This is a genomic window from Sunxiuqinia sp., assembly GCF_055140945.1.
The window spans coordinates 68,007-87,162 of the sequence record NZ_JBSQYS010000009.1; the positions used below are offsets into that span (position 1 = coordinate 68,007).

Here is a 19,156-nt window from a genome sequence, read left to right on the forward strand (position 1 = left end):
ACTTGACTTTACGTATTTTTGACTTCATTTTAAATTTGAAAATTATCATGAGAACATATTTGCTTTTAGCCCTGTTTTTGATTTCCTCGTCTGTTTTTGCCAATCCTAAAGAAGACAGAAAAGATGAGCAAATCGGAGTCGCTCCAAATGAAGGAATCGTTTATAGTTTGCCCAGAACAGGAATCAGAATTCATGTAAAGGCCAAACAGGAAAAGTTCTTTCACGGTCCATATTTCCAGTACGCCGAGGCTTTGTTGGGCATAAAGAATGCACCCACTTCCGATTTCGAAAGCTGGGTGATTACCGATATTCAGATTGAAACATTTAGCGAACCCGATCCGGACCAAGTCTACAAAGCAATGGGAAATGCTGCTTCAATGGTTAGCCTGACCGAGTCAGGAGTTTTGGCAGGAATCAATAAAGAGCAGTCGACTGTTAGTGAACCCATTTCAGTTTCTACTTTTTTAGGAAATACTAAAACGCCTGATTTTCCATTTACTGATTTATCGCTTCATCCATTTTATGAACTTGGTGACTCAACAACCAACAACGCGATTGTAACCAAGTCGATTGAAGAAAAGGCTCAGGAGGCCGCACATACAATTACCAAGTTGCGCAAACGCCGTTTTAAATCGTTGGCCAACGCTTACGAGGTGCAATTACCCGACGGGCAAGCTTACGAACTAATGGTAACTGAACTTGGCAACCTGGAAGATGACTATGTGGCACTTTTTGTTGGCAAGTCGTACAAGAAAACATTCGAATACAGCTTTGACTTTATTCCTGGTGAGAATTCAGTTTCAGGTGAAGTTGCCTTCCGTTTTTCTGAAAACAAAGGGGTATTACCCAAAACCGATCTGAGTGGAAAACCAGTCGTCGTGGATATGAAGAAATTGGATGATTTGGCATCAGCTCAAAATAAGTTAAAAACAGCAGGGTCACCAACAGAAGGAAGAAGCGGTGTTTATTATCGGATGCCAGGGAAAGCTGAAATTAGGGTGATGAACGGACTAAATCTAATGGCCGTTTCGCGGGCAACCGTAGCTCAGTTCGGAACAGTTGCCAGTTTGCCTGTGAGCCTGATGGATGGAAGTTATAAAATATCCTTTCACCCGGGAACAGGAGCTGTTAAAAGTATTTTGAAAGATTAGTATTTTCGTTAGAGAAATAAATAATTGCCCTGTACTTGCTTTGGTATGGGGCTTTTTGCTTTACGGCTGATAAAACTCAGAACAAGCTTACACGATTAATTGTACTTTTATTAAATCAAAAGAACTCTAAAATATACAACATGAGTAATAAAATATTGACATTAGAACCCAATCTGTTATGGGAAAATTTTTATCGGCTGACACGAGTTCCACGACCTTCAAATCATGAAGATAGAATTCAGGAGTTAGTGTATAGCTTTGGAAAAAAGCTGGGTCTTGAAACAATAAAGGATGAAGTCGGCAATATTATTATTCGGAAACCGGCCACTCCTGGGATGGAAAACAAAAAGGGTGTTATTTTACAAAGTCACCTGGATATGGTTCCTCAAAAGAACAGTGATAAAGAACACGACTTTCAGAATGATCCGATTGAAGCTTATGTTGATGGTGACTGGGTAACAGCCAGCGGAACTACGCTTGGTGCAGATAATGGAATTGGTGCGGCGGCGGCAATGGCAGTGCTTGCATCCGATGATTTAAAGCATGGGTCGGTTGAGGCCTTATTTACAGCCACCGAAGAAACCGGCATGGATGGAGCTGAAGGCCTAAAACCAGGCGTATTGCAAGGCGAAATCCTGCTCAACATGGACTCGGAAGATGAAGGCGAACTGTACGTTGGATGCGCCGGTGGTGAAGATGCGAATATTCGTTTTTCATATACCGAAGAAGCTGTACCTGCAAATTCTGTCGCTTTAAAATTGAATATTACCGGATTAAAGGGCGGTCATTCGGGGATGGATATTATTTTACAACGAGGAAATGCCAACAAGGTATTTTTCAGGTTGCTAAATGAAGCGCAGAAAAAATATGGAGCGTGTCTTGCTGAAATAGATGGCGGTAGTCTTCGAAATGCGATTCCGCGCGAAGCATTTGGTGTACTAACTGTTGAAAAACAAAAAGTTGATGAATTAAGAAAAACAATCGAGCTTGAATTTCAGCTTATTAAAAACGAATTGGCAGCTACTGAACCAGAACTCAAATTGAGACTTGAAGAAACCGAAGTTCCACAATCGGTTATTGACTCAACAACTCAGCTGAATTTGACAAAAGGAATTATGGCTTGCCCCAATGGCGTCATCCGAATGAGCGACAGCATGAGCGGACTCACGGAAACTTCGAGCAATTTGGCCAGTGTAAAATTGAATCGTGCGGATAAAACGATTTCAATTGCTTGTTTGATGCGCAGCTCGGTTGATTCGTCGAAGGTTGAGTTGGGCAATCGGATTGAAGCCGTTTTTAGCTTAGCAGGTGCTAAAGTTGAATTTTCCGGCGCCTATCCCGGATGGAAACCCAATATGGAATCGCCCATACTTAAAACCATGCAAGCGGTTTATAACGAGAACTATGGGAAAATACCCGAAATAAAAGCCATTCATGCCGGATTGGAATGTGGAATACTTGGTGGCATCTATCCTCATTGGGATATGATCTCGTTTGGCCCAACCATTCGCTTTCCGCATTCGCCCGACGAAAAAGTAAACATTGCAACAGTCAAGAAATTTTGGGACTTTCTGGTTAAAACACTGGAGAGTATTCCTGAAAAGTAAAACAAAATAGTGAATCTAAAAATAGGGTGTGACTTGAAGTCACACCCTATTTTTGTAATGCAAAGCAAATACCAATATGTTGGTTAACTTTTAAAATCTGATCAATACAATTCTACTTCCTTTCACCGAAACAACGTACAACTCAATCATAGCCAGATTTCTGTATTTATGAATTTCATCTCGTTAAAATTGTTTATCTCATTTGTATTCGATGGAACTCTCGATGAATTTTAATTCCCCTTGCTCGTGAATTTGAAGAATGAAAATTCATGTTCGTTTCATATCCTTATTTCTTGCTTTCAAGTTCAACAGATGACTCGTCCTGAAACAAGTTCAGGAAAACCATAGGTTACAGCGGACATGCTTTTGCGATATCTTGATCAATATCCATACAAAAGCAGCAATGTTCACGCTACTCTGCATCAAACTTAAAAATCAGATCGAAACCACTATCCCTCGACGAGTTGTTGAGTTGAAAGAACAGGAATTTAAAAAGCTCGTATTCCAGTTTCACTTCGTATTTGGCTATGTCTTTTTCGTCGGTTTCGCCAAAGCGCTGCTCATAACTTACAAACAGGTCGTTGGTAATGTATTTGCCTACTGTTACCGTAGCATTATCGAAATTGCCACCACCTTTTACTTCAATATAATCGACATCCAGTTTGTCGCCCAAGAAACTGGTTAACTGCGACGACAGAATAGAAGCCGCTGCCTTACCAGCAATATCGCCGGCTCCACTCACATTCTCCTGCTGATCCATGCTCAGTTCATTCATGCTCTTCCCAAACAAAATGTACGATAGCGCGTCTCCCTCGCTCACGCTGCTCCCATCCAAAGCAAAATTCACAGTCGGATCATCAGGTGTACCAGCTATCTTTACGGTTAACTTTTGTAACATCCGCTGAGCATTCCGAAAATTATAGTTGGCTGTAATGTCCAAGCGGGGAGTCAACTCTTCCCCTCCCTGAAACGAAATTGTTCCTGTTTCAATCATAAAGGTGCGGCCAAACAAGTCGTACTGCCCGCGCACCACTTCAACGCTTCCAAACAACTCGAAAAACTCTTTGTGCTTAATAAATTCCAGGTCACCCGAAATCTCAATATGCATATCCTCATTTTTGATCCAGGTGTTTTTCGGAATGGTAATCTGCAATTCGCCGGTGAGCTTATCGAAATAGTCAAACCCGGCTGTATCCCGGCGGGTAGAATCCAGCATCGAAATGGACAGTGTATCGATGGTGGTGTTTTCAAGCGTCTCCAGCTCACGCAGCAAAATGGGCTTTGGCATCTCGGGAGCGCTCATACGCCCCATCATATTAAAAAGAGCCGGCAAGTAAACCTCCCCTTGCGGAATAGTCAGATGTCCACCAAACTGCACACTGTCTTTCATGCCGCCCAAGTTTGCATCGCCCGATACTTGCATGTTCAGTTGCTTGTGACTAAGCGGGTTAAACTGATCAAAATTAACTGCGATTTTCGAGCCACTAACATTGCCCTTATAAAAGTCAGAGTTAAATTTCACTTCTCCGTCCCCGGTCATTCGGCCATCCTCCGTTATTATCAGAAGCGTATCCAGTTTCATTTGGTCACGCAAAAAATTCAGCTTCATTTGAATTTCACGATAATCAATTCCATACCCCGGCACACGCAGAGAGGCATTTTTCAGTCGAATGCTACCCGAAGGATCAGGAGATTCTACCGTTCCTTTTACATCTACAGCCCCTTGCAAATATCCGGAAATTCCATCGGGGACATCTACCGTTTGCAGCACTGCCAGTGGGAAACGATCGACCACCAGTCGGGCGTCAATCGAGTCTTTGGGATTGAAATTCACCGCCAGGCTATCCATGATCAACTGAAAGGGAATGATACCGGACAGCTCAATCATTCCACTGTCTTGTGGCACGAGGCGGGCAGTTATATCCATTTCTGATCCCGAATAGTTTGCAGTGCCACCAAATTCGGTAAACGCGTAATCGTTCATCGTAGCCTGCTGCAAGCCGAAATCAGCTTTCAGCTGAGGGTTATCCGAGGTACCCGACAGTTGCAAATTTAAATTGAACAGGCCTTCAGCTTTCAAATCCTGTCCGAGCATTTTCAAAAACTGGTTCAAATTAACCCGTGCAACGTTCAACTTAAAATCTTCGTTCCCACGGCGGTTAATGATTCCCTGAGCCATGATGTATTGAGCAGAATCGCTTGTGTTGTCGGCCAACTTAAAATTGTCAATCCGGTAGCTCATCGAGTCAATTTCAACAATGGCTGGGGCATCTTGCAATTCGAAATGCTGATTTTTATAATCCAGTGACCACTGCGAAAGACTCACTCGAAGAAGACCACCCAATCGGATTCCGGCCTGCAATTGGGTTTGCAAGTCGGCGTTGGCGATTTGTCCGTCTACAAATACTGAATCAGGACGGGCATGCACATCAAAGGCCAGTGAATCCAGAGCCAGTCCTGCCCCCACAAATTCATAGGCACTAAGTCGGGCATCAACCATGGTATCTTGTGGTGTAACTAATCCTTCGGCCTTTACCAACAGCTGCTGAATGGTCATATCCTGCAAAGCTGTCATGCCCAAGTCGATGGTCGACTCCAGATGTAACGAATCCGTCGTTCCCCAAAGGTGAGCTTGAAGCTTTCCACTTGTTTTAATATCGTCAATTGGAATGAACGCCTTAAACTCATCAAGATGATCCAGCGAAGCTGTGAGATTGATATCGGAATTGCCACGCAAACTGTAATTCCCATCGGCTTGCAAGTGCAAGCTCTTTGTATTGAGCAGCATGGAGTCGATCAATACGTTTTCGTGCTGATACTGCACATGGGCTACCAGAGTGTCTGCCTGAATACCCATCAGTGATGAGGGCGATAAATACAGATGAGCCTTTGCCTGCAAGGTTTTGGGATCAAACCCCTGCCCTTCAGCCCGCGCTGTCAGGTTAATATCCGAACGAAGACTGTCTTGCCCGGTCAGTTCAGCCAAATTTAGATGGCTCGTATTTAGCTTGAGTTTATAGGCCGGATTGGTTTGCAAATTGCGGATGTACGGCTTCAACTCGAACGAGCCAAAAGCACCTTGTCCCTGCACAATGCCATCCAGAGAACCGGATTCCAGAGCTAAGTCCAAGCTTAACTCCTTTACAGTCTGATCTTGAATTTTGAAATCGTTAAAATCTCCTTTCATTCGAACGTTGGCCGACTTCGGATCAGTTCCCTCTCCATTGACCGACAGCTGACCATTGATCTGATAATTCATTTCGGGATCGCCCAGCCAATGCCGTAAATCAATGTTTTCAAAATTTGCATCAAGTTGATATTGAAGCGGGACCGCCGAAGGCTCAAAAACGAAGCGTGCCAAATTGGCCGACGACAAGTTCAAGCGGATTCGCTGTCTACCATCTGTCAGCTTAATCACTCCCGAAGCAGACTCACCATCCAGAGATCCATCAATTTCTAAAACCGGAGAAGCCGGTAATTTAAATCCCGACAGAAAAAATTCAAACTCGCTGACCTTGAGCGAATCACTCAACAAGTCAGCACTTCCCGAACGATCCGGCTGATCATCAAACTCAGCCTTCCCTTTCAATTGATTTTGTGCTGTTTTCAACTGAAAGTCTGTCAACTGCACGGCATCTTGATTTCGCCGTAATTGAAAAGCCAACTGCTGCAACGTAAAATCAGGCTGAAGCGTTTCAAGCGAAAGACCAGATAATTCCAGCACTTGCTTTTCTGTTGAATACGATAAGCTCAATTCGGTATTCAAATTCTTTATTTGCTGCGGAATAATGGTATCGAGCGCATTGATACGGATGTTCCCGTTTGTCAGGTGAAACTGTGCGACATCAATCTTAAAATTACTTGAAGTTGATGTGGTATCCGGCTCCGAAACCGGCACTAGCTTTTCAAAATTCCAGGTGGAATCGGCCTGTTGCTTCAGGTGAACAAATGGGCGGACAATGCTTGCCGAAGTCACCACCAACTTGTTTTTCAGCAAAGGCCACAGCCTGTATCTCAACTCCAATTCGTCGATGCTTGCCAGCGTGTCCTGCTCCAGACGAAGGAGCACATCAGACAGTTTCAGGCTCGTAAAAAAGTTGCCGTCCAACCGTCCGATCGACAGTTCCCCATTTAAGGCAGAAGCGGCTTGCTTCTCAGCAAAACGTGCAATACGATCCTGCACAGGCTGTGTCTGAATCAGCAAGCCAGCCAATAACAAGATCAGCAATACAAATCCAACCAAACCACCCACCATACGCAAGCTATATTTCAATCCTTTTCTCATGTTTGCTTAAAATGCTTGTCCTACACTAATAAAAAACTGAGGGCTTTTCTTTTCATTCCAAACCGGCACCCCAAGATCCAGCCGGATTGGACCAATGGGCGTATCAATTCGCAAACCACCACCGGCAGCATAAGCCAAATCGTTTAGTTGGTAACGATACGAATCGCTCCAGATATTTCCCCCTTCAATAAAAGCCACACCACTCACCCGCCAAAACAGCGGATAACGTAACTCCAGATTGGCTTCCAAAATACTTTTACCCCCTAATGGTGTGCCGCTGTCGCGCTTGGGTCCAAGATCCGACCGACTCCACCCACGAACAGAGTTGCTACCCCCTGAATAAAACCGATCCTCAACCGGAATAAAACCACTGGTGTCTGCCGAACTAATTCCGCCGGCCATAATGCGCGTTGCCAGCACCCAGTCGCCAATCTCCTGGTAGTGCCTGATATCTCCCCAAAGGCGGGTATAACTAAAATTGCTCCCAAAAAAATGCCCGTTTACTTTAAAACCTACTGAAAAGTTAAACCCTTCGACGGGCGAAAACTGTGGGTTTGAGTTATCGAAAACCGTTGACAGCAACACCCCCGATTTATCATACGGAAACTTGGAGTCTTCGGCACCGGGGAGTTCGCTATCTCCCTGCTCAACCCGTTGCTCAACATCTTCCAGGTAATAGGTCAGGGTGCTGTTTAGCCAGCTATTAAACCTATAATTTATGGGAATGTTAATACCATAAGTGCGGGTTTCATATCCCGGCTCCGAGCTTCGGGTGATAAAGGGATTGAGCGATATTGAACTTTTCTTGCTTAAAAACTGGGGCTGAATCCATTTTAAACTCGCATGATAGGGCATTAAAGCCGAATGTTTTAAATACAAATTGATTCGACGAGCCCCTCCCAAGAAACCACGATAATTCAAATCTAAAAACGTACGAAACTTATCTTCGGTACCATATCCAACTCCAAAGCGGGCTTCTAGTCGAGGGGCTTCCTCTACATAAAGTTGAATCGGAATTGGGTCTTTAAGCGTTTTTTTATCTTTTTGTGGTAAAACAGAAACAATCCGAAAAAGCTGCAAACGGTACAAATTCTCCCGGGTTTCGCTGAGCATTGATTTGTTGTAAAGCTCGTCCTCGGAAAACATTTGTTGTTTTCGGATAAAAGTCGTTGAGACATGCTTATTTCCTTCGATTGACGTTTCACCGAATTGGCAAATTGGCCCCGGATCTACCTCGTAAAAAATTGGCGTTTTCAGCTCATCTAAATTGATATTGAGATCGTAGTTCACCTCAACATAAGCATAGCCCAGATTTCTGAATGCATTTTCAACGACCTGAACATCTTCGATGAGTGCAGCATCGCGAAAACGAGTTCCTTTTGTTAATAGCATATCCCTGAATGCCTTATCTTGAAGGGAGTCCAAATCGATTCCGTTTAAGGCATCAGAGGGCTTTATCGCAACACTGTAGACGGTAATCGGTTCTCCTTCCGTAATCGCTATGCGCAGTTTAACGGTTTTCTTTTTTTCATTAATTTGAAGAGGGCTCAACGAAGCCTCCGCATGCAAAAAACCTTCACTCTGATAAATTCGCTTCAATCGCTCAATATCCAGATCAACCAACCGCTGATTATATAAAAAGGGCACTTCATTGGTAATTAGCTTTTCGATGTACGATACTTCTTTCAAGGCCATTCGTTCGAGCAGAAAATCTTCATCCAGTGTTTTATTTCCATGGAAGGAAATATCTCGGACCTCATAATTTTCCTGAGCCGACAGATTAGAATTTCCCAAAAAGAAAAGCCACAAAAAAAATAACAGTCCCCAAAATGATTTTGTCATATGATGTCGTTTCCTTTACCAAATTTAACTAAATATCCGACTTTAGATTATGCGCACTACATCACCTGTTAATTAACAATACAGATAAGCTGAAGGTTGCGAATATTATACCAGTTAGCCAATCGGCTAACAACCAACCACCCTCACTCAAATTTCGGGGACAATTTTCCACACAATTCCCCATTAAAGTGTCCACTCAAGCCGAAATGCAATACTACAGGGCGCTAAGAAGCTGAATTTTATAGTTGAAGATAATTGGCATAATTCTTTCTATAAAAAAACAGCATACACACACAATGCGACATCCTCGTGGATTTTTAGTGAAAAATAATTCGTCCTTTCTAAAGAGATAAAAAAAATCAAATAATTATAGCAATATGAAAAAACTATCGCTTACATCTTTATCCTTAACCTTATTTGTCATTTCCATTTTCATATTGACTCTCTTGTTGGCACAAGATATCTTGATTCCGTTTGCAGTAAGCGTTTTTTTCACCTACCTACTGTATCCACTTACCGAAGCTATGGAGCGGCGCGGAGTACACCGAATTATTGCCATTTTACTTGTCATTATTCTTGCACTATTAATCCTCGGCGGAGCTGCATTGTTCCTATCACTGGAAATATCCAATACCAATATCAATCTGGCAGATTTAAAACGTCAAGTGAATGGCAAGGCTGATATGTTTCAAGATTTCATGGAACTCCAGTTGGGAGTTGATACAAGTACCATGGATCTTTATTTGGGAAAAATTACTGACAGTTTCTTTTCATCCTGGCAATCGATGGCAGGAAGCGTTTTTACGGCAACAACGACTACTCTTTTTCAACTCGGACTACTTCCTGTTTACATTTTCTTTTTGTTGTTTTATCGTACCAAAACAGCCTATTTCATTTTCAGGCTTGTAGGGCGCAAAAACAAACAAAAAGCACTGGATATCCTGCGTGAAGTATCAACAGTAACCACTCAATACATGGGGGGTTTACTGATTGTAGTTCTGATATTAGCCATTTTAAATTCCACGGGGTTGTTGATTATTGGCATTCCTCATGCGATGGTTTTCGGAGTAATAGCTGCTGTATTGAACCTGATTCCTTACATTGGAACTTTTATTGGCGGCCTAATACCAATTTTATTTGCGCTATTTACCATGCAGGAGCCTCTGGAGCCTATGATAAAGATATTTGCTCTATTCGCCGTCATTCAGTTTCTCGAGAACAACTTGATCACTCCCAATATCGTTGGTTCAAACATCAAAATCAACCCCTTAGCAATTATTATCAGTTTGTTAACGGCTAATTTGATTTGGGGAATTGCCGGAATGTTAATCGCGGTTCCGTGTCTTGCTATCCTGAAAATAATTATGCGTAATATCGACCAGCTCGAACCTTTTGCATACCTGATTAGCGATCGCGGCACATCAAAATACGAAGTATCACTCAAGCGAATTTGGAAAAGAATAAAGAAAAAACACACTTGATATGGAAAAGAAGAATCTCAAAAAAAAGGGTAAAAACACCTTCAAAATATTTAAACGAAGCTTGTTGAATTTTGGAGCTAACAACCCGGTAAATATGGCTGCTACAACAGCCTATTTTGCAATTTTTTCGTTAGCTCCAATGTTGGTTATTATTATTTCGGTATTTGGTTTCTTCACCGGTGATGCAACCATGAGTACCAAGCTATTTAACGAAGTCGACAAACTTATAGGTGAGGAAAGTACGCAAGTTTTAAAAACGGCTATCGATAACTACCAAATCACAGAAAACAGTGGAATCGGAGCAATTATTGGTATTGGATTTTTCCTTATCTCGGCAACTACCTTGTTTGCTATCATGCAAAATTCAATCAACTTTATTTGGCGGATAAAGGTAAAACCAAGCCTAAAGCAAAATCTTCTAAAATTAGCGATCGACCGGCTGTTCTCTTTTGGCGTTATTTTAAGTCTTGGACTGGTACTGCTCATTTCACTCATTATCGATGCTTCCATCGCATTTTTGAAAGACTTTCTATCAACTCATTTTAGCACCGATTTTATTGTGTTCGCACAAGTAATTAATATCGTACTATCGTTAGCCATCATCGCCTCAATATTTGCGCTGATATACCGCTTTTTACCCGACCTTAGCGTTCACTGGAGTGCGAGTTGGTTTGGAGCCACATTTACTGCTATTTTGTTTGCCCTCGGAAAATTTTTGATAGGAATAATTATTGGAAGTAGTAACCTTGGAGCAATTTACGGGGCCGCCAGTTCGTTTGTTGTAATTTTGATGTGGATCTATTTTGTTTCGATAATTTTTTATTTTGGAGTAGAACTAACACATCAATATTCACGTTACTTTAATCACGAAAATAAGCCTGTTAAGTATGCGACTCCTTTCGAGATTTCTTCTGTAGAAAAGAATAAATAATCCTTCATTATTCCCAGAGAGAATGGAATTAATCTCCTCCTAATTAAGAAACACGAATAATTGGATCAGTTTTTATTAATAACACTTATGAGCAAATCTTAGCAATTATACTAAACAGACAGCTGTCACCAAAAATAAAGCACAAAAAAGCCGGATTGAAATTTCAATCCAGCTTTACACTCTGTTTTGCTTCACGTGTGTGCTGTCATCGGCCTCGAATTATCGAGATTAATATTGAAATCAGGGCCAACACCAGCAATACGTGTATCAACGCACCGAGGGAGTAGATAAAAAACCCAAAAATCCATCCAATAACCAAAATGACAGCGATTAAATATAATAATGATCTCATACTATTCTAATTTATTAATTTCTTCTATTAATTCATCCTTGGTTTTTCCGGTTTTTGCCTGAAGACGCCCAAGTAACTCGTCCTCTTTACCTTCAACATAAGTCAGATCATCTTCTGTCAATTCGGCATAGCGCTGTTTAAACTTGCCTTTTAACACGTTCCAATTTCCTTTAATTTCTAGTTTATTCACAATGGTAAATTTTAATTTATATTCTGATTCTTTATTTTCAATCTTTCGAAAAACAGAAATAGTTTCGCAATACTTATTGGTTAACGATAAAGTAAAATTCGTGCCAAAACAAATAACACGCTGACCTGTAGATCAATAATGAAAACAAACTGAAGATATGGCTGTAGAAACGCTGGGGGAATGTGTGAATAATCCTACCCAACATCCTTATGCCTTATAAAATCGATATACTTTTAATTCCACTTAAAACCGATTTCCACCAGTAATTAAAAATCGACTTCTTCTTGTCTCGTTCGAAGGAAATGGTCCCTTTACGAAACGATTTTTCTTCTCTCAGGTTCTTTTTGTGTAACAAGAACGAGTTTGTAATAAACGACTGAATTTCTTTATTGGATTCATCTTCAGTATCCAATATATGAACATTCAGATTGTCATACTCAAAAATCAAATCACCATTTGATTGATTGTTATTATACGTAAAATTGAAGGCTAATTGCTTCAAATGACCATCCTCTACAAACACAGATGCATTTTGCGTTACAATTGGATTGAAAGCCATGATCGACATGGAACTTAACGAACCACTGGCCTGATTCACTTTTGGATACTTTTTATTGGAAAATATAAAACCAGCTTTCAACCTCCCTTGATTCATAACCCGAGCCTCCGCGTGCATCGCTGTTTTCCTGGCAATTAAACGATCAATCGTACTCAAGCAATATATTTTTACACGCAAGCTATCAAAAGTAACAGCTCCTTCATCTTTCGAATTTTTAACCCGCTCAGCATATTTAATCGATCCGTTCTCAATTGAAATCGAATCTCCATGTATTAGAAACGGCAAATCCTGAATCATTCTCATTGGCAACTTAGTATCAGGTTTCTTTGGAAACGGAAGTCGTTTGTCTTTAAATGCATCTACGGAAAGCTCATTAATCTGAACTTCATTAAAGATCAGAGCAGCGTCAGTCAGCAACTTGCTAAACTGAAGCTCACTCACTGTAAAACCGGCCATAACCAAATCTAACCAGTCGGTTTCAACGCCGAGTTGCTTACCTATTTCATACTTCGAATATCTACTCAAAAAATGCAGCTCGTCAATAGTCAGCCGCTGCTTATCCGAGTTAAAATCTAGCGATTGACATTCGAGTGCGTACAACTGATTTGGCAAATTGTATCGCCCATTTTTTAATTTCAGATGCACTCTTTCAAACGAGCTTTGCTTGAATACAAACTGTCCGTCAGAAGATTTTGAACTAATATTGTGAAGATTAAAATCCAATGTTCCTGCAAAAACAGTGTCTAACCGTTCGTCGCTATTTTTCAAAAAAGAGATCTCACCACCCACAATTTCCAACTCGTCCAGCTCAAACTTCTGTTTAGACATTTCCGACCGACTCCCTGAAACTTGATCCGAATCATTCGACATCGTAAGTTGAGCCACGGGGTTTAAAATAAACACCCGACCTGCTGCAATTTCATCTTGGGTCAACCATGGCCATAGTCTAATTCCGCTCACCGACAGTTCGGTAGCAGCTATTTTCCCATTTCCGGTTGAATCTGCCGCTTCAATATTACTGAGCGTAACTTCTCGTCTAAATAAATTAACTGACACGTCCACCTCTTTTATTAGAAATGATGAAATGGGAGCTTCCTGAAGTTTATTCTGAATATACGCAGACAATAAATAATTGCCGATCAGAAAAAAAGAAACGACAGCAATGAAGAGAATCAGAACTGTCGTCAAAAATTTGTTAAGTTTTTTCATATTGGTTCGTTTTTATTGCCTGTGAGTAAAAGCCAATGATCCAAAGGCTGAATTATCAGTCACTTTTACGCTTGGTCATTGGCAATACAATGCCCGCCACCAAAACCAGCGCACTAACAATCAACGGAGTCCAATTTGCTTTACTTACAGCAACTTCTGCCCCTAAAACGTTAAAACTTTCGGAGTCATTAAATGCCTGAATTCCAAAAACAACAACTCCAATAATTCCTAAAATTAATAATACAGTTCCTACAATTTTCATAATATTAATAATTAAATGTTTATAATATTAATAATTAAATGTTTATAATAACAGAAGTATGATAAAACTATGCCACGCCGCCAAATCTCTTATTTAAAAGTCGGCAACGAGCTGGTTTTGTTAAGGATTAAAGGTTTATTACGCTAATTGTAATAAGTAAGAGCCGGCTGACTTTTATTGCATATTGTTTTCTACAATATGAGGTAGACATTCCTCACTAATGACAAGATGTGAAGCTAAAAATCAAACATTTAAACCATTGCTCTATTTTGGCGTTCAAATTGATAATCCAGAAAATATAAATCATAAAAAAAATGGCTATCATAGGTACACTCATCAAAAAAGCGGTGGAGCTGGGACACGCTTTCACTACGAAAACGGAATATCAAAAAGAACAGGAACATGTTCTTCGGGAACTATTGATAAAAGCTGCCAACACCAGCTTTGGCAAACATTATCAGTTTGCAGACTTGCTGCTGGCTCAGGATCTGCGCAAAGCATTTGCCTCACAGATTCCGTTTTCCGACTACCACAGCATGCATCAGGAATGGTGGTACAGACTGTACGAAGGAGAGGAAAACGTAAGTTGGCCCGGAAAACCACTATACTTTGCACTAAGTTCGGGAACTACCGGCAAGCAAAGCAAACGGATTCCAGTAAGCGACGAAATGCTAAATGCTATTCGTATGGCTGGAATCAAGCAGGTTGGTGCAACCGCCAATTTCAATTTGCCGGCTTCATTTTTTGAAAAAGAAATCCTGATGCTGGGTAGTTCAACCAAACTCAACGAAAATAACGGATACCTTGAGGGCGAAATTAGTGGTATTAGTGCTGGAAACATACCCCCTTGGTTTAAAGGATTCTATCGTCCCGGTGAAGAAATTTCGAAAATTAAAGACTGGGATGAACGGGTACTTGAAATTTCCAAGAGGGCTAAAAACTGGGACATTGGAGCCATCAGTGGTATCCCATCGTGGCTGGAGCTTATGTTGAAAAAGGTAATTGAATATCACCATGTTGACAACATTCATGATATCTGGCCTAACCTACAGGTTTATACAACGGGAGGTGTTGCTTTTGAGCCTTTTGAAAAGAATTTTAACGAACTACTAGCCCATCCGATAACCATTATCGACACCTACTTTGCTTCGGAGGGATTTATCGCATTTCAACAGCGCCCCGAAACACGAGCCATGAAGCTGTTGATTGACAATGGTATTTATTACGAGTTTGTACCTTTCAAACAAGAATACCTAAATAATGACGGAACTCTGAAAGCCAACGCGCCAGCATTAAATCTGACCGAAGTGGAAGAAGGAGTGGATTACATATTGGTCATCAGCACAGTTTCGGGCCTTTGGCGCTATATGATTGGTGATACCATTCAGTTTACCGATGTCAATCGTGCAGAAATTAAAATAACAGGCAGAACCAAGTTTTTCCTAAATGTAGTGGGCTCCCAACTTTCCGTCAATAAAATGAACGATGCCATTCTTGAATTGGAGGATGAATTAAATCTGAAGATTTCAGAGTTTACCGTTTCTGCGGTGAAAATTGCTGGCGATTATCATCATATATGGTACCTGGCATGCAACAATGAGATTAATAATAAAGAATTGGCAGAAACACTGGACCAAAAGCTACAGCAAGCCAATAAAAATTATGGCGTCGCCCGATCAAAAGCATTAAAAGGAGTGATTGTAAAAACGGTTCCCGTAGACTGTTTCCTCGACTGGAATACGCAGCAAAAGGAAAAAGGCGGGCAAGTAAAAATGGTGAAAGTGATGAAAGAAGAACAATTCAAAGAATGGGAATCGTTTGCAGAGAAATGGGTTGCGAGGAATACAAAGTCCTAAACTAGTAACAAAAATTCTTAAAGCTAATTTCCCTTATTTCCCCACTTTGTTAGTCTAGAGACTGACATCTCCCCTGAAAATCAAGGACGAAAATATGAATCTCCGAAGCAGAGGCTCTTGAAACTATTTGGTTAAAGCGTCTCACACTGTGATTAAAAAAATTCAAATTGGTGGAAAACTCCACAATTTGCGCAAATTAGTCTACATATCAAATGTAAACTCAAATCTTGTATTAGAATAAAAACCCCAACACAAAATACACATAATCAAACACTTAGCAAGTACACAAAAACACAACCATAGCTTACGGCACAGTTTTCCCTATCCATACAATGACAACAATTATTCAATCCCAAAAAAGTATTAAGTATGAAAACAAAATTGACAATTACATTTATTATGGCATTATTCGTTAGCAGTATTTTTATTGCATGCCAGCCTCAGCCAAAAAAAGACAATCTGGGAGACAAGATAGAAGCAGAGCTCAATCAACTCGAACAAGACTTAGAAGATATGGATTCGAGCGATCCTGATTTTGGTGATAAGCTGGAACAACGACTTGAAAAATTTGATGAGTCGATGGAAGAATTCGGCGAAAAAATTGAAGAGGGCGGCGAAGATGTGAGTGACGAGGTAAAAGAGACCTACAACGATGTCAGGAACAAGAGTCAGTCGCTTCATGAAAAACTGAAAAACTGGACCGACGAAGCTGGTGAAGAATTAGAGGATGCTGGTGATGAAATTAAAGATGAGTTTAACGACCTAAAGAAATCGCTAAAAAACGACTAAGATATAGAATAATTGTAAAGACAATCTCGATTGTTCATTGAGTTTAGTTAGTCTATGAATAGCACGGGCAGGAAAGATTTCCTGCCCGTTTTATACGAAGAAGATGAATTATATAGAGAACGCGTACAATATCATTTCAGATAAAATTGGTAATTAGATTGAGACTGCAATTGCTATGCTTCCCAATTTCATTGTCGCGATTGTTGCTATCGTCCTTTTCTATGCCATTTCGCGTATAGTCGTAGCTGTCTTTTCCAAAACGCTCTTCAAAGTATCGCGTAACATTGCAGTTAACAAACTCATCTCATCATTAACCCGCATCATCATGATGACAGTGGGATTGTTTGTGGCCTTAGGCATCCTTGAACTGGAAAAAACTATCACCTCGCTACTTGCAGGTGTTGGAATTATGGGGCTGGCAGTCGGTTTTGCCTTTAAAGACGCCATTTCAAATTTCCTGTCAGGTATTTATATTACCCTGAAAAGCACCATCAACGTAGGCGATATCATTGAATTTGGAGATCAGTTCGGCACCGTTAAATCAATGGCGCTGCGCGCTGTTAAAATGGCGACCCTGCAAGGTCAGGAAGTAGTTGTTCCGAACCGGTTAATTTTTGAAGATGTATACACCCATTATACAATTAATCAAGAACGACGTATTGATTTGCTTGAAGAAATGGCTGTGAAAATAAAACAGCCAAATAATCCAGATACCTAATTAATCTCAGCTATGACCCAGGCTACAACTAGTGATTAACTTAAATTCAACGCTAAAGAAAAATGCGTCTCTAACATTTCTGCATCTTTCGTGCAATTTATACCAAACTCCTGTTAACTGAAGAAGATCTTACCATCAAGGAAATATCTTGAGCCGTTGGTTATTCCGATAAAAGTGCATTTCCGAAACGATTCAAAGAGAAATCTGGAATTCTTCCCAGTGCATTCATGCATTGCTATAAATCTCAAGAGATAAGGAATTAGTCCCAATTCCACATTCTGGGGAAAGTGGTGGACATGAGTAACCAAGATTCATCGCTCCCAAAAACCACAAATCCATAACTATCAACATATTAACGCAAACATTTTATTTTGAATTGCCTTTGGCACATCATTAGATTATACAAACGTGATAAAGCCCCAAAACAATCATTGTTAAAAACAGCAAACTATGAAACGTTTTATATTCGTAATAACCCTTTTCATCTTCACAGCTTGTAGTACAGTTCCTTTAACCAACCGGAAACAGTTTACAGCAATTCCAACGGCTCAAATGCTCACTCTTAGTAACCAGAGTTACAATCAGGTGCTACAAGAAGAAAATGCCATTCGTAATACCGATGAAAGTCAAGCAATTGCCAGAGTCGGAAAACGCATTGCCAACGCTGTCGAAGTATACCTCGCAAGTATTGATCGAAAAGCCTTGATTGATGGCTATGAATGGGAATTCAACCTGATAAAAAGTGATGCACTCAACGCTTGGTGCATGCCGGGTGGAAAGATCGCATTTTACACAGGTATTCTCCCCATTTGTCAGGACGATAACGGAATAGCCGTTGTGATGGCCCATGAGGTGGCTCATGCTATTGCAAAGCACGGTAATGAGCGTATGTCGCAGCAGCTTGCCCTGCAAATGGGAGGTACTGCACTCTCTGAAGCACTAAAGGAAAGCAAAGAAACGACCATACAAATAGCCATGACTGCCTTTGGCCTTGGCACCCAGCTTGGCGTAACATTACCTTATAGCCGAAAGCATGAAAGTGAAGCTGACGAACTGGGCCTTTATTTTATGGCAATGGCTAATTATGCCCCCAGAGAAGCACCAGAATTTTGGATACGAATGATGGGTCAAAGCGAAGGAAATCCTCCAGAATTTTTATCGACCCACCCGAACCCGCAAAAACGAATAAACAACCTGAAACGACTGATGCCTAAAGCAATGGAATATTATAGAAATTAATCTCTTCTCAACATGAAGCACTCTACCCCCTCAACCTTGTTCAGAAAACGATTGAATAAAGGAAGTCGTCATTTTGCCTTGATTTTTAGAAAATTAAAACCTTGTAAAAAATCGACTTTTTGAAGGGGTTATCGGATTACTGATTGGTTTGTTTGCTTTGCTTCTTGTTTTTGAAAACAATTAACTTAGGAAATACACTTCACCCTCCCGATCGCTTTACTTTGTAACCTTCTTTTTGAAGAATTTGAACGACCTTATCACGTAAATCGCCTTGAATGAGAATTTCCCCTTCTTTAGCTGAACCTCCTACTCCACACTTGGTTTTTAGCAATTTACCCAAGTCTTTTAAATCTTCATCATTGCCTGCAAATCCGGTAACTAATGTTACAGCCTTACCTTTGCGATTTTTCTTGTCCAGGCTAACTCTCAAATCCTGTTGCCGGGCCGGCAACGTTTCCTCACTCTCCTGTTCTTCTTTGTTGTAACCAAAGTCAGGGTTGGTTGAATAAACTACTCCCAGACGCTCTTTCCAATCTTTTGCCATAAAAATATTCCTTTCGTTCTTCAAAAGTAAAAAGAAAAACTTTGTCGGGTAAATAATCTATAATTCTTTTCCCGATGACATTTTTTTGAACTTTTTAGGAGCTCGACTGGTTGCTGTTACAAATTGAACTGGAAAGAATGA

General features: G+C 40.7%; 15 protein-coding genes. 8 read left to right on the forward strand and 7 right to left on the reverse strand.

Annotated elements, in window-relative coordinates:
- Positions 1-47 precede the first annotated feature (47 nt).
- Together ACTB00_RS05985 and ACTB00_RS05990 are read left to right on the forward strand one after the other, a co-directional pair.
- Positions 48-1,151 (forward strand): DUF4831 family protein, encoded by a 1,104-nt coding sequence (locus ACTB00_RS05985; protein ID WP_463299007.1) that lies wholly within the window; start codon positions 48-50, stop codon positions 1,149-1,151.
- A 140-nt stretch (positions 1,152-1,291) separates the two neighbouring features.
- Positions 1,292-2,758 carry an aminoacyl-histidine dipeptidase gene (locus ACTB00_RS05990; protein WP_463299008.1) on the forward strand — a complete coding sequence of 489 codons (1,467 nt, stop codon included), beginning with the start codon at positions 1,292-1,294 and terminating at the stop codon, positions 2,756-2,758.
- A 412-nt stretch (positions 2,759-3,170) separates the two neighbouring features.
- Here the strand turns inward: ACTB00_RS05990 and ACTB00_RS05995 are convergent, their stop codons facing one another.
- Entirely contained in the window at positions 3,171-7,043 is a 3,873-nt protein-coding gene (locus ACTB00_RS05995; protein WP_463299009.1) for a translocation/assembly module TamB domain-containing protein, read from the reverse strand.
- A 6-nt stretch (positions 7,044-7,049) separates the two neighbouring features.
- Entirely contained in the window at positions 7,050-8,885 is a 1,836-nt protein-coding gene (locus ACTB00_RS06000) for a BamA/OMP85 family outer membrane protein (protein ID WP_463299010.1), read from the reverse strand.
- Between the two features lie 377 nt (positions 8,886-9,262).
- On the opposite strand from ACTB00_RS06000, the gene ACTB00_RS06005 reads away from it, so the two are divergent.
- The gene (locus ACTB00_RS06005; RefSeq protein ID WP_463299011.1) at positions 9,263-10,366 is read left to right on the forward strand and encodes an AI-2E family transporter; all 1,104 of its coding nucleotides are present in this window, start codon (positions 9,263-9,265) and stop codon (positions 10,364-10,366) included.
- A 1-nt stretch (position 10,367) separates the two neighbouring features.
- Positions 10,368-11,297, forward strand: coding sequence for a YihY/virulence factor BrkB family protein (locus ACTB00_RS06010; RefSeq protein ID WP_463299012.1), 930 nt, complete (start codon positions 10,368-10,370; stop codon positions 11,295-11,297).
- A 205-nt stretch (positions 11,298-11,502) separates the two neighbouring features.
- Here ACTB00_RS06010 and ACTB00_RS06015 read toward each other — a convergent pair whose 3' ends face one another.
- From ACTB00_RS06015 to ACTB00_RS06030, 4 genes are all read right to left on the reverse strand, one after another.
- Entirely contained in the window at positions 11,503-11,649 is a 147-nt protein-coding gene (locus tag ACTB00_RS06015) for a lmo0937 family membrane protein (RefSeq protein ID WP_463299013.1), read from the reverse strand.
- A 1-nt stretch (position 11,650) separates the two neighbouring features.
- The gene (locus tag ACTB00_RS06020; RefSeq protein ID WP_463299014.1) at positions 11,651-11,839 is read right to left on the reverse strand and encodes a CsbD family protein; all 189 of its coding nucleotides are present in this window, start codon (positions 11,837-11,839) and stop codon (positions 11,651-11,653) included.
- A 214-nt stretch (positions 11,840-12,053) separates the two neighbouring features.
- Positions 12,054-13,607 (reverse strand): AsmA family protein, encoded by a 1,554-nt coding sequence (locus tag ACTB00_RS06025; protein WP_463299015.1) that lies wholly within the window; start codon positions 13,605-13,607, stop codon positions 12,054-12,056.
- A gap of 55 nt (positions 13,608-13,662) precedes the next feature.
- Positions 13,663-13,869 carry a hypothetical protein gene (locus ACTB00_RS06030; protein ID WP_159520902.1) on the reverse strand — a complete coding sequence of 69 codons (207 nt, stop codon included), beginning with the start codon at positions 13,867-13,869 and terminating at the stop codon, positions 13,663-13,665.
- A gap of 314 nt (positions 13,870-14,183) precedes the next feature.
- Here ACTB00_RS06030 and ACTB00_RS06035 point away from each other — a divergent pair, with 314 nt between their 5' ends.
- The 4 genes from ACTB00_RS06035 (at position 14,184) to ACTB00_RS06050 (ending at position 18,471) form a co-directional block, all read left to right on the forward strand.
- Positions 14,184-15,725, forward strand: coding sequence for a GH3 family acyl-acid amido synthetase (locus ACTB00_RS06035; protein ID WP_463299016.1), 1,542 nt, complete (start codon positions 14,184-14,186; stop codon positions 15,723-15,725).
- Between the two features lie 369 nt (positions 15,726-16,094).
- Positions 16,095-16,514 carry a hypothetical protein gene (locus ACTB00_RS06040; RefSeq protein WP_463299017.1) on the forward strand — a complete coding sequence of 140 codons (420 nt, stop codon included), beginning with the start codon at positions 16,095-16,097 and terminating at the stop codon, positions 16,512-16,514.
- A gap of 175 nt (positions 16,515-16,689) precedes the next feature.
- On the forward strand, positions 16,690-17,232 hold the full coding sequence (locus ACTB00_RS06045; protein WP_463299018.1) for a mechanosensitive ion channel family protein: 543 nt from the start codon (positions 16,690-16,692) through the stop codon (positions 17,230-17,232).
- 450 nt (positions 17,233-17,682) lie between these two features.
- Positions 17,683-18,471: a M48 family metallopeptidase gene (locus tag ACTB00_RS06050; protein ID WP_463299019.1), complete on the forward strand. Its 789-nt coding sequence runs from the start codon at positions 17,683-17,685 to the stop codon at positions 18,469-18,471.
- Between the two features lie 199 nt (positions 18,472-18,670).
- On the opposite strand, the gene ACTB00_RS06055 is transcribed toward ACTB00_RS06050, so the two are convergent.
- Positions 18,671-19,015, reverse strand: a complete 345-nt coding sequence (locus ACTB00_RS06055) for a translation initiation factor (RefSeq protein WP_463299020.1) — start codon at positions 19,013-19,015, stop codon at positions 18,671-18,673.
- Between the last annotated feature and the right edge of the window lie 141 nt (positions 19,016-19,156).

Excerpts from the sequence above, each read along its gene's own strand:
- ACTB00_RS05985 (WP_463299007.1), top strand. The coding sequence starts at position 48 with ATGAGAACATATTTGCTTTTAGCCCTGTTTTTGATTTCCTCGTCTGTT.
- ACTB00_RS06000 (WP_463299010.1), bottom strand. The coding sequence starts at position 8,885 with ATGACAAAATCATTTTGGGGACTGTTATTTTTTTTGTGGCTTTTCTTT.
- ACTB00_RS06040 (WP_463299017.1), top strand. The coding sequence starts at position 16,095 with ATGAAAACAAAATTGACAATTACATTTATTATGGCATTATTCGTTAGC.
- ACTB00_RS06025 (WP_463299015.1), bottom strand. The coding sequence starts at position 13,607 with ATGAAAAAACTTAACAAATTTTTGACGACAGTTCTGATTCTCTTCATT.
- ACTB00_RS06055 (WP_463299020.1), bottom strand. The coding sequence starts at position 19,015 with ATGGCAAAAGATTGGAAAGAGCGTCTGGGAGTAGTTTATTCAACCAAC.
- ACTB00_RS05995 (WP_463299009.1), bottom strand. The coding sequence starts at position 7,043 with ATGAGAAAAGGATTGAAATATAGCTTGCGTATGGTGGGTGGTTTGGTT.
- ACTB00_RS05990 (WP_463299008.1), top strand. The coding sequence starts at position 1,292 with ATGAGTAATAAAATATTGACATTAGAACCCAATCTGTTATGGGAAAAT.
- ACTB00_RS06050 (WP_463299019.1), top strand. The coding sequence starts at position 17,683 with ATGAAACGTTTTATATTCGTAATAACCCTTTTCATCTTCACAGCTTGT.
- ACTB00_RS06010 (WP_463299012.1), top strand. The coding sequence starts at position 10,368 with ATGGAAAAGAAGAATCTCAAAAAAAAGGGTAAAAACACCTTCAAAATA.
- ACTB00_RS06035 (WP_463299016.1), top strand. The coding sequence starts at position 14,184 with ATGGCTATCATAGGTACACTCATCAAAAAAGCGGTGGAGCTGGGACAC.
- ACTB00_RS06030 (WP_159520902.1), bottom strand. The coding sequence starts at position 13,869 with ATGAAAATTGTAGGAACTGTATTATTAATTTTAGGAATTATTGGAGTT.
- ACTB00_RS06015 (WP_463299013.1), bottom strand. The coding sequence starts at position 11,649 with ATGAGATCATTATTATATTTAATCGCTGTCATTTTGGTTATTGGATGG.
- ACTB00_RS06005 (WP_463299011.1), top strand. The coding sequence starts at position 9,263 with ATGAAAAAACTATCGCTTACATCTTTATCCTTAACCTTATTTGTCATT.
- ACTB00_RS06045 (WP_463299018.1), top strand. The coding sequence starts at position 16,690 with ATGCTTCCCAATTTCATTGTCGCGATTGTTGCTATCGTCCTTTTCTAT.